Origin of the sequence: Pseudonocardia sp. McavD-2-B, from assembly GCF_024124365.1 — a bacterium.
Classification (GTDB): Bacteria; Actinomycetota; Actinomycetes; order Mycobacteriales; family Pseudonocardiaceae; genus Pseudonocardia; species Pseudonocardia alni.
This window is the reverse complement of record NZ_JAMXSG010000235.1, coordinates 1-9615: the sequence shown is the minus strand read 5'-3', so window position 1 is coordinate 9615 and position 9615 is coordinate 1. Positions and strand designations below refer to the sequence as shown.

2 protein-coding genes are annotated in these 9615 nt (G+C 77.0%); both read left to right on the top strand.

What is annotated here, in order from left to right; genetic code table 11:
• Window positions 1-1936: acyltransferase domain-containing protein (locus NH602_RS23800; protein WP_253068949.1), on the top strand; the 1936-nt coding region annotated here is incomplete at its 5' end.
• A gap of 45 nt (window positions 1937-1981) precedes the next feature.
• Window positions 1982-9615: type I polyketide synthase (locus tag NH602_RS23795; RefSeq protein WP_253068948.1), on the top strand; the 7634-nt coding region annotated here is incomplete at its 3' end.

Sequence of the window (9615 nt, the reverse complement as noted above, 5' to 3'; positions counted from 1 at the left end):
GGTCTCGGCCGCCGCCGCCCGCGATCTCGACGCCCAGATCGAGCGGCTGCGGGCGCACACCGCCGGGCCCGGCGCACCGGACCCGCGCGACGTCGGCTGGTCGCTGGCCACCGGCCGGGCCGCGCTGCGCCACCGCGCGGTCCTGCTGCTCGGCGAGCACGGCCCCGTCGAGGTGGCCCGCGAACAGGCGGCGCCCCGCCGCGCCGCGGTGCTGTTCTCCGGACAGGGCAGTCAGCGGCTGGGGACCGGCCGCGCGCTCGCCGCCCGCTTCCCGGTGTTCGCCCGCGCCTTCGATGACGTCACCGCGGCCCTCGACGCCCACCTCGACCGGCCCGTCCGCGACGTCGCCTGGGGCACCGGGGACGACGCCGCCGCCCTGCTCGACGAGACCGGCTGGACCCAGCCCGCGCTGTTCGCCGTCGAGGTGGCGCTGTTCCGCCTGGTCACGGCGCTGGGGCTGCGTCCGGCCGCGGTCGGCGGCCACTCCATCGGTGAGATCACCGCCGCGCACGTGGCCGGGGTGCTGTCGCTCGACGACGCCGCCCGCCTGGTCGCCGCCCGCGCCACACTCATGCAGGCGCTACCGGCCGGCGGGGCGATGGTCGCGGTCGAGGCGTCCGAGGACGAGGTCGCGCCGCTGCTCGGTGACCGGGTCGCACTGGCCGCGGTGAACGGGCCCGCCTCGGTGGTCGTCGCCGGCGACGACGACGCCGTCACCGCGCTCGCCGCCGAGCTGGCGGACCGGGGCCGTCGTACCAGCAGGCTCGCGGTGTCGCACGCGTTCCACTCACCGCGGATGGAGCCGATGCTCGAGGAGTTCCGCGGCGTCGTCGCGGGGCTGACCTTCTGCGAACCGCGGATCCCGCTGGTCTCGAACCTGACGGGCGAGCTCGGCCCGACCGCGGCGACCGACCCCGGCTACTGGGTGCGGCACGTGCGCGGGACCGTCCGGTTCGCCGACGGCGTCCGTTCCCTGGCCGCCGACGGGGTCGACGTGTTCGTCGAGCTCGGCCCGGGCGGGGTGCTCTCGGCGATGGCCCGGGAGACCCTCGGACCGGACACCGCGGCGCACGTCGTCCCGGTGCTGCGCCGCGACCGGCCGGAGGAGACGTCGTTCGCCGTCGCGCTGGGTCGGCTGCACGCGCTCGGCGTGCCGATGGACTGGCACGCCTTCCACGCCGGGACCGGCGCTCGCCGGGTACCGCTGCCCACCTACGCGTTCCGCGGCGTGCGGTACTGGCCCGCGCCGCCGACACCCGGGAACCCCGGTGGGTCGCCGGGCCTGTTCCCGGCCTCCGGGGCCCGGACCGCGACGGAGCCCGGGCCCGATGCCCGGGTCGTCACGAACCCGGCTTCCGCGACCGCCCGGCCGGATCCGGTACCTACCGGGACCGCGGCCGGGGATCCCGGCGAGGACCGTGCGGGCACCGATCCCGGCGCACGCTACGCCGTGATGCCCCCCGCGGTGCGCGAGCGGGCGCTGCTCGACCTGGTCCGCACGCACACCGCCGCCGTGCTCGGGCACCCCGACCCGGCCGAGATCGGCGTCCGCAGCGTGTTCAAGGAGCTGGGCCTCGACTCGCTCGCCGGGGTCGAGCTCTGCGACCGCCTCGCCCGCGACACCGGGCTGCGGCTGCCCGCGACGCTGGTGTTCGGCTTCCCGACCCCCGAGCTCGCCGCCCGCGAGGTGAGCGCACTGCTCGGACCGGGCCCGCAGGAGCCCTGCGGGCCCGAACTGGCCGGGCTGGAGGCGGCGCTGGACGGGTTGTCCGGCGACGGTCCGGACCGCCGGGCCGTCGCCGATCGGCTGGAGGTGCTGGCCGCCGGGCTGCGCCGTCCCGCCGCGCAGCCGGGAGGCCCGCCCGACGAGGACCTCGACTCGGTGTCGGTCGACCGGCTGCTCGACATCATCGACGAAGAGTTCGACACCGCATGACGAATTCGCTGCCTCCGCGCGCGACCGGATGACGAGGACGAGCTGATGCAGGAATCGCAGGACCAGCAGAACAGAATCGTCGACTCGCTCCGCCGGGTCACGACGGATCTGCGCCGCGCCCGCCGCCGTATCGACGAATTGGAATCGGTCGGGAACGAACCGGTCGCGATCGTCGGAATGGGCTGCCGGCTGCCCGGCGGTGTCGATTCCCCGGAGTCGTTGTGGGATCTGGTGTCCGCAGGCGGCGACGGGATCGCGGAGTTCCCGGCCGACCGCGGCTGGGACCTCGACGCGCTCCGGAGCACCGGCGACGGCGGCAGCGCCACCGCCCGCGGCGGGTTCCTCGACGACGCCGCCGGGTTCGACGCGGCGTTCTTCGGGATCTCCCCGCGCGAGGCGGCCGCGATGGACCCGCAGCAGCGCCTGCTGCTCGAGGTCTCCTGGGAGGCCCTCGAACGCGCCGGGATCGACCCCACCTCGCTGCGCGGCAGCCGGGCGGGCGTCTTCGTCGGCTCCTACCACTGGGGCAGCCCGTCCGCCGACGCCGGCACCGAGCTGGGCGGGCACGCCCTGACCGGCACCGCCGCGAGCGTCCTGTCCGGGCGGCTGTCCTACACCCTCGGGCTCGAGGGCCCCGCCGTCACGGTGGACACGGCGTGCTCGTCGTCGCTGGTCGCGCTGCACCTGGCGGCGCACTCGCTGCGCAGCGGGGAGTCCTCGCTCGCGGTCGTCGGCGGGGTGACGATCCTCGCCGACCCGTCGGTGTTCGTGGAGTTCAGCGCCCAGGGTGGGCTGTCGGTGGACGGGCGCTGCAAGGCGTTCTCCGACGACGCCGACGGCACCGGCTGGGCGGAGGGCGTCGGCGTCCTGGTCGCCGAGCGGCTCTCCGACGCCCGTGCGAACGGGCACCGGGTCCTCGCGGTCCTGCGCGGTTCCGCGGTGAACCAGGACGGCGCCTCGAACGGCCTGACCGCCCCGCACGGGCCGTCCCAGGAACGCGTCATCACCCAGGCCCTGGAGCGGGCCGCGCTCACCGCCGCCGACGTCGACGCCGTCGAGGCGCACGGCACCGGCACCCGGCTCGGCGACCCGATCGAGGCCCAGGCCCTGCTGGCCACCTACGGCCGGGGCCGGGACACCGACCGCCCGCTGTACCTGGGGTCGCTGAAGTCCAACATCGGCCACACCCAGGCCGCCGCCGGTGTCGCGGGGGTGATCAAGATGGTGCAGGCCCTGCGGCACAGGGTGCTCCCGCCGACGCTGCACGCCGGCACGCCGTCGTCGCACGTCGACTGGTCGGCCGGCACGGTACGGCTGCTCACCGAGCGCACCGCGTGGCCGGAGACCGGCCGCCCGCGCCGGGCCGCGGTCTCGTCGTTCGGGATCAGCGGCACCAACGCCCACGCCGTGCTGGAGCAGGCCCCCGCCGCCCAGGAGGAGCCCGCGCCGGGCGGGGGGCCCACCGGTGTCCTCGCCTGGGTCCTGTCCGGGCACACCGTGCAGGCCCGCCGCGACCGGGCCGCCACGCTGCACGCCCGGCTCCGCGAGGACGGCACCGCCGACCCGCACGACGTCGGCCACGCGCTGCTGACCACCCGCGCCCGGCACGAGCACCGGGCCGTCGTCGTCGGTACCGCCCGCGACGAGCTGCTCGACGGGGTCGGCGCGCTGGCTGCGGGGACACCCGCCCCGCACGTCGCCCACGGCGTCGCCGACGTCGAGGGCCGCACCGTGTTCGTCTTCCCCGGCCAGGGGGCGCAGTGGATCGGGATGGGCGCACGGCTGCTCGAGGAGTCCCCGGTGTTCGCCGCGCGGATGGCCGAGTGCGCTGCGGCCCTCGACCCGATCACCGGCTGGTCGCTGCACGACGTGCTGCGCCGCGCCGAGGGGGCACCAGACGCCGACCGGGTGGACGTGGTCCAGCCGGCGTCGTTCGCGGTGATGGTCGCCCTCGCCGCGCTGTGGCGTGCCCACGGGGTGGAGCCGGACGCGGTCGTCGGCCATTCCCAGGGGGAGATCGCGGCCGCCGTCGTCTCCGGTGCGCTGTCGCTGCCCGACGGCGCCCGGGTGGTCGCGCTGCGCAGCCGCGCGATCGGACGGTCGCTGGCCGGGCGGGGCGGCATGATGTCGGTCGCGCTGCCGGTCGACGAGGTCTCCGGACGGCTCGAGGAGTACGCGGGCCGGGTCTCGGTGGCCGCGGTCAACGGGCCCCGCTCGGTCGTCGTCTCCGGCGAGCCGCAGGCGCTCGACGAGCTCGGCGCGGTGCTCGACGGCGAGGGGATCCGGGTCCGCCGCGTCGCGGTCGACTACGCCTCGCACTCCCACCAGGTCGAGGAGCTGCGCGCGGAGATCCTGGAGACCCTCGCGGGCCTGTCCCCGCAGCCCTCGGCGGTGCCGCTGTACTCCACGCTGACCGGCGGGCTGCTGGACACCTCGACGATGGACGCCGCGTACTGGTACGAGAACCTCCGCAACCGCGTCCGGTTCGCCGACGCGGTGGCCGCGCTCACCGCGACCGGACACCGGGTGTTCGTCGAGTCCGCCGCGCACCCGGTGCTGTCCCCGGCCGTCCAGGACGCGCTCGACGACGCCGGCATCACCGGTGTCGCGGGCGGCACGCTGCGCCGCGACCAGGGCGGCTACGACCGGTTCCTGCTGTCCGCGGCCCAGCTGCACGTCCGGGGACTCGACGTCGACTGGTCGGTCCTGTTCGACGACGCCGCCGCGGCCCGGGTCGACCTGCCCACCTACCCGTTCCAGCACGAGCGGTACTGGAGCACCCGCACCGCGACCGCCGCCGCCCCGGACACCGGTGCCCTGGACACCGAGTTCTGGGACGCCGTCGAGCAGGCCGACCTGCCCGCCCTGACCGCCGCGCTCGGCACCGACGAGGACGCGGTCACCGCGATCCTGCCCGGCCTGTCCGCCTGGCGCCGCTCCCGCGCCGACCGCGCGGACCTCGACACCTGGCGCTACCGCGTCGAGTGGGCCGCGACCCCGCAGCCGCCCCGCACCGGACCCACCGGCACCTGGCTCGTGGTCACCGCCGCCGGCACCGACCCCGCCGACGTCGTCGGCGTCCTGGAGCGCCACGGCGCCGTGGCCCTGCCCCTCGTGCTCGACGAGAGCACCGACCGGGACGACACCGACCGGGAGGTGCTGCGCGCCCGGATCGCGGACGCCACCGCCGACGGGGACATCGCCGGTGTGGTCTCGCTGCTCGCCGCCGCCGAGGACGACGACCCCCGTCACCCGGGGCTCACCCGCGGCCTCGCCCTGTCGGTGGCCCTGGTCCAGGCACTCGGCGACGCCGGGATCGACGTCGCGCTCTGGCACCTCACCCGTGGTGCGGCCACCGCCGCGCCCGGCGACACCGTGACCCGGCCCCTGCAGAGCCAGGTCGCCGCGCTCGGCTGGACCGCCGCCGTCGAGCAGCCGCACCGCCGGGGCGGCACCGCCGACCTGCCGGAGGTCCTCGACGCCCGGACCGGTGACCGGCTCGCCGCCGTCCTGGCCGGGCGGCTCGGCGACGAGGACCAGCTCGCCGTCCGCCCGGCGGGCGTGCTCGCGCGCCGCATCGTCCGCGCCGATCGTGGCGGCCGGGCCCCGGCCCGGCGCTGGAGCCCGCGGGGCACCACGCTGGTCACCGGCGGGTCCGGCACCCTGGCCCCCGACCTGGCCCGCAGGCTGGCCGCCGACGGTGCGGAGCACGTCGTGCTGCTGTCCCGCCGCGGCCCCGAGGCCCCCGGTGCGGCCGCGCTGGTCGCCGAGCTGGCCGAGGCCGGCACCGAGGCCGAGGCGGTGGCCTGCGACATCACCGACCGGGATGCGGTCGCGGCCCTGCTGGCGCGGCTGGCCGCGCAGGGGCGCACGGTCGGCACCGTCCTGCACACCGCGGCGGTGATCGGGCTGGCCGCGATCGCCGACACGACCCTCGACGAGTTCGCCGAGGTCGTGCACGCCAAGGTGACCGGTGCCCGGATCCTCGACGAGCTGCTCGACGACCCGGCCACCGACCTCGTGCTGTACTCCTCGACGGCCGGCATGTGGGGCAGCGGCGTGCACGCCGCCTACGCCGCCGGGAACGCGTTCCTGTCCGCACTGGCCGAGCAGCGCCGCGCGCGCGGGCTGCGCGCCACCTCGGTGCACTGGGGCAAGTGGCCCGACGCCGACCCCGAGCGCACGGAGGCCGACCCGCACCGGATCCGGCGCAGCGGCCTGGAGTACCTCGACCCGCAGCGGGCACTGACCGGGCTGCGCTGCGTGCTCGACGACGACGAGACCGTCGTCGGCCTGATGGACGTCGACTGGGACGTCTACCACGACGTCTTCACCGCCGGCCGGGTCTCGCACCTGTTCGACCGGGTCCCGGAGGTCCGGGCCCGGCTCACCCACGCCGCGGCACCGGCCGCGGGCCCGCGCGGTGCCCTCGCCGGCCGCCTGGCGCCCCTGTCGGCGGCCGAGCGGACCCGGCTGCTCGTCACCCTGGTCCGCACCGAGGCCGCCGCGGTCCTCGGGCACGCCTCCGCCGACGCCTTCGGCGAGCGCCGCGCCTTCCGCGACGCCGGGTTCGACTCGGTGACCGCGGTCGACCTGCGCAACCGGCTCGCCGCCGCGACCGGTCTGACGCTGCCCTCCACCCTGGTCTTCGACCACCCCAGCCCCGCCGTGCTCGCCGGCCGCCTGGAGGAGCTCGCGCTCGGCGCCGCGGACGGGCTGCCGCAGCCCGCGGCCGCTCCGGCCGGGGACGACGACCCGATCGCCGTGATCGGGATGAGCTGCCGCTACCCGGGCGGCGCCGACACCCCCGAGGCGCTGCTGCAGCTCGCACTCGACGGGGTCGACGCGATCAGCGGCTTCCCCACCGGCCGCGGCTGGGACGCGGCCGCGCTGCACGACCCCGACCCCGACCGGCACGGTCGCACCTACTCCGTGCAGGGCGGCTTCCTGCACGACGTGGCCGACTTCGACGCCGGCTTCTTCGGGATCTCCCCGCGCGAGGCCGTCGCGATGGACCCGCAGCAGCGCATCCTGCTGGAGACCTCGTGGGAGGCGTTCGAGCGGGCCGGGATCGACCCCACCTCGCTGCGCGGCACCAGCACGGGCACCTTCGTGGGCGCCACCTACCAGGACTACGCGACGACCGTCGCGCACGCCGCGGGCGACACCGAGACGCACATGGTGACCGGCACCGCCGCCAGCGTGCTGTCCGGCCGGGTGGCCTACCTGCTGGGCCTCGAGGGTCCCGCGGTCACCCTGGACACGGCGTGCTCGTCGTCGCTGGTCGCGATGCACCTGGCCTGCCGGTCGCTGCGCAGCGGGGAGAGCTCGCTCGCCCTGGCCGGCGGCGCCGCGGTGATGGCGACCCCGCAGGCCTTCGTCGGGTTCAGCCGGCAGCGGGCACTGGCCGCCGACGGCCGCTGCAAGCCCTTCTCCGAGGCCGCCGACGGCATGACCCTCGCCGAGGGCGTCGGCGTCGTCCTCCTCGAGCGGCTGTCCGACGCGCGCCGCAAGGGGCACCCGGTGCTCGGCGTGATCCGCGGCTCGGCGATCAACTCGGACGGCGCGTCGAACGGGATGACCGCCCCCAACGGCCCGTCCCAGCAGCGGGTGATCCGCCGGGCACTGGCCGAGGCGGGACTGACCGCCGCCGACGTCGACGTCGTCGAGGCGCACGGCACCGGCACCCGGCTCGGCGACCCGATCGAGGCCCAGGCGCTGCTCGCCACCTACGGCCGCGACCGGGACGAGCCGCTGCGGCTGGGCTCGGTGAAGTCCGCGATCGGACACACCCAGGCCGCCGCGGGCGTCGCCGGCGTGATCACGATGCTGGCCGCGATGCGCGCCGGTGAGCTGCCCGGCATCCAGCACCTCGACGCGCCGTCGAGCCATGTCGACTGGTCCACCGGGGCCGTCGAGCTGCTCACCGGGCGCACCGCGTGGCCGGAGACCGACCGCCCCCGCCGGGCCGGGGTCTCGTCGTTCGGCATCAGCGGGACCAACGCCCACGTCGTGCTGGAACAGGCGCCCCCCGCCGAGGCGACCCCGCCGGCCGGTGCACCCGGACCGGTCCCGTGGGTGGTCTCCGCCCGTTCGGCCGACGCGCTGCGCGCCCAGGCGGGCCGGCTGCGCGACGCCGTGGCCCGCGACCCGCAGGACCCGGCCAGGACCGGGCACGCCCTGGCCACCACCCGCGCCGCGTTCGACCACCGCGCCGTCGTCGTCGGGGAGACCTCCGACGAGCTCTCCCGCGGCCTGGCCGCGCTGGCCGACGGCACGTCGGTCGCCGGTCTGGTCACCGGCACCGCCGCCGAGGACCCCGCCGGCCCGGTGTTCGTGTTCCCCGGGCAGGGCGCCCAGTGGTGGGGGATGGGCCGCGACCTGCTCACGACGTCGGAGGCCTTCCGTGCCGCGGTCGACGACTGCGCCGCCGCGCTGGCCCCGCACGTCGACTGGTCGCTGCACGAGGTCCTCACCGGCGACGGCGACCCGGCGCTGCTGGAGCGCGTGGACGTGGTCCAGCCCGCGCTGTTCGCGATGATGGTCGGCCTCGCCGCGGTCTGGCGCGCCCACGGCGTCGAGCCGGCTGCGGTCGTCGGCCACTCGCAGGGCGAGATCGCCGCCGCCCACGTGGCGGGCGCGCTCGACCTCGACGACGCGGCGCGGGTGGTGGCGCTGCGCAGCCGCGCGCTGCCCCGGCTGTCCGGGCACGGCGGGATGGTCTCGGTCGCGGCGCCCGTCGGCCGGGTCACCGAGCTCATCGTGCCCTGGGGCGGCGCGCTGTCGGTCGCCGCGGTCAACGGGCCGTCGTCGGTCGTCGTCTCCGGCGACGCGGACGCGCTCGACGCGCTGCTGCCCGCCTGCGAGTCCGCCGGGGTGCGGGCCCGGCGGGTCTCGGTGGACTACGCCTCGCACGGCCCGCACGTCGAGGCCGTGCGCGACGAGCTCGCCGAGGTCCTCGCCGGCATCACCCCGCGCACCCCGACGGTGCCGTTCTACTCCACCGTCACCGGCGGGCGCCTCGACACCGCCGAGGACGGTGGCCTCGACGGCACCTACTGGTACACCAACCTCCGCACCACCGTCCGGATGCAGGACGCCACCGAGGCGCTCCTCGCGGCCGGGCACCGGATCTTCGTGGAGGTCAGCCCGCACCCGGTGCTCGCCGGACCGGTCCAGGAGACCCAGGAGGCGGCCGACCCCGACGGCACCGCCGCCGCGGTCGTGCTGGGCACGCTGCGCCGCGACGAGGGCGGCCCCGCCCGGGTGCTGACCTCGCTGGCCGAGGCCTATGTGCACGGCGCCACCGTCGACTGGACCACCACCCTGCCCGACACCGGCGGCACAGACGTCGAACTGCCGACCTACGCGTTCCGGCGCCGCAGCTACTGGCCCGAGCCGAAGGCGGACCCGTCGGGCGCCGCCGACGACGCCGCGTTCTGGGCACTGGTCGACGGGCAGGACCCGGCGGCGTTCGCCGACGCGCTCGGCCTGCCCGGCGGCGCACTCGACACCGTGCTGCCCGCGCTGTCCGCATGGCGCGCCGGGTCCCGCGCCCGCACCCGGGCCAACGACCTGCGCTACCGGGTCGACTGGGCACCGGTCCCCGAGCCCGCCGCGGGCCCGCCGGCCGGGCGGGTACTGGTCATCGGCCACGACGCGGGGACCGGCACCGACGA